The sequence below is a fragment of the Thermococcus sp. genome (assembly GCF_027066465.1).
Taxonomy (GTDB): domain Archaea; phylum Methanobacteriota_B; class Thermococci; order Thermococcales; family Thermococcaceae; genus Thermococcus.
Genome location: NZ_JAMONU010000129.1, coordinates 1 through 1,769, shown reverse-complemented (window position 1 = coordinate 1,769; position 1,769 = coordinate 1). Strand labels below are relative to the sequence as shown.

General features: G+C 54.9%; 3 protein-coding genes and 1 pseudogene. 2 read left to right on the top strand and 2 right to left on the bottom strand.

Annotation, left to right across the window (positions count from 1 at the left end; genetic code table 11):
* Window positions 1-58 precede the first annotated feature (58 nt).
* Window positions 59-592 carry a multiprotein bridging factor aMBF1 gene (locus tag MVK46_RS06070; RefSeq protein ID WP_297535745.1) on the bottom strand — a complete coding sequence of 178 codons (534 nt, stop codon included), beginning with the start codon at window positions 590-592 and terminating at the stop codon, window positions 59-61.
* A gap of 70 nt (window positions 593-662) precedes the next feature.
* Between MVK46_RS06070 and MVK46_RS06065 the strand changes: the two are divergent.
* A pseudogene (locus MVK46_RS06065) lies at window positions 663-1,151 on the top strand (GNAT family N-acetyltransferase); the annotation flags it as partial.
* Window positions 1,152-1,332: 181 nt separating this feature from the next.
* Window positions 1,333-1,461, top strand: coding sequence for a hypothetical protein (locus MVK46_RS06060; RefSeq protein WP_297535744.1), 129 nt, complete (start codon window positions 1,333-1,335; stop codon window positions 1,459-1,461).
* A gap of 67 nt (window positions 1,462-1,528) precedes the next feature.
* On the opposite strand, the gene MVK46_RS06055 is transcribed toward MVK46_RS06060, so the two are convergent.
* Window positions 1,529-1,769: OB-fold domain-containing protein (locus tag MVK46_RS06055; RefSeq protein WP_297535743.1), on the bottom strand; the 241-nt coding region annotated here is incomplete at its 5' end.

Here is a 1,769-nt window from a genome sequence, read left to right as displayed (position 1 = left end):
CACAACTATCTCACCCACTGAAACCACCAAAGTAAATAGAACTAAAGGAATTTAAACTTCACTTCTTCCTCTTCCGTATCCTGATGTTGGCGATGTCGCCGAGGGTTGGCTCGTAGTCCTTCGGGATGGTCTTCCTCTCCTCTACCTCCTCCTCGACGCGCTCGATGAGCGTAATCTTAAAGTAGCGTTCAAGCTTTTTGGCTTCCTTGATGGTTGGCTCGCGGTAGCCGTGCGCTATGGCCCTCAAATCGTTCACCGAAAGCCCAATCTCGTGGGACAGCTCCTCGTAGCTTTTTCCAGAGCGCTGTATGGCCTTGTAAACCCTCTCGGCGAAGTCCTCGACGATTTCCTCGGTGTAGAGCGGCTTCTCGCGGTAGGGCTTCGGCTCCCTTTTCGGTCTCGGCGCCGGGGCAGGCCTCCTCATCGGCTCCCTTCCGGTGGGCATTATGCTGAAGCCGGACTTCTTTCGGCCGTACTTCTCATAACAGCGGTCGCAGACGAGGACCTCGGCGCCTTCGAGCCTTATCCTGTGGCCAGGGCCCCTTATGGGCGCACCACAAATCTCGCAGTAGCGCGGCTTGGCCTTGCTCATAGCTACCACCTTCTCTACCGCTCAAAGCTCGGAGTCAGGCTTTTTAAACCCGACGATGAGGGTATGGATGATGACGGAAGTGAAAATAGAGAAGCTACAAAAGCTCGACCAGGAAACGCTCGAGAGGCTGATAGAGATTTACATGAACGCCTACGAGGGAATGCGCGAGTACGGCGGAGAAGGGGAGAGCTACGCGAAGCGCTACCTGCGGTGGTGCTGGAGCAAAGCTAAAGACGGCTTTTTCGTTGCCAAAATCGGCGACGAGATAGTCGGCTTCATAGTCTGCGACGACGACTGGTACAGCAGGTACGAGGGAAAGACGGTTGGAGCCATACACGAGTTCGCAGTGGACAGGAGGTATCAGGGGCACGGAATAGGACGGAAGCTCATGGAGAAGTGCCTCGAGTACCTGAAGGGAAAGAAAGTCGAGCTCTGGGTCGGCGAGAAAAACGAGAGGGCGAAGAGGTTTTACGAGGAGTACGGTTTCAGGGAAGTTGGAAAGCACGGCATCTGGGTGAGAATGGTTAGAGGGGAAAAGGTGATAAAGGTTGAAGGACGAGGGGTGGGGAGTGGTCGCCATGCCCTGCGTTCGACCCCCGAATCCGGAGAGGGTGAAGGAAATGAAAGAGGAGAGCTTCATAAGGGAAGGAAAGGGAAAGCTGAAGGTCACGATAGAGGGGAGCGAGACCCTCGAAACTACGATGAGCGGAAGGCTGAAGAGCGTCGAGGAAGTTGCCGAGATGCTCGGCGTCGAGGCCAAGGACGGGAGGATAGAGGCCGTCGTTGACGGAGTGAAGGTCAGGATGGAGAAGGGGAAGCTCGAGCTTGAGTTCGAGAGCGGGGACAGGATGAGGATTGAGAAGGCCTGAGGGCATTCAATGCCCAATTCTTTTCTGAAGTCAAAACAGGTTAAAAAGCAGGGTAAGGAAAAGGAAATCACTTCAAAACGGGCCTGAACTTGTAGGCGTAGAGGATTATGCCGTCCTCCTCGAACTCCCTGACCTTTCTTGTTACGGCTTCAACCTCCATGCCCTCGTAGATTTCCTCCGGGTCAACGTCCGTCAGCTGGGCCAGAACGACCGGCCCTTCCTCAAGCTGAACCAGAGCTAATGGATAGGGCTTGTAGTACTCGAAACCGCTCGGCGGGTTCCTCACTATCGTCCAGGTGAGCACCCTG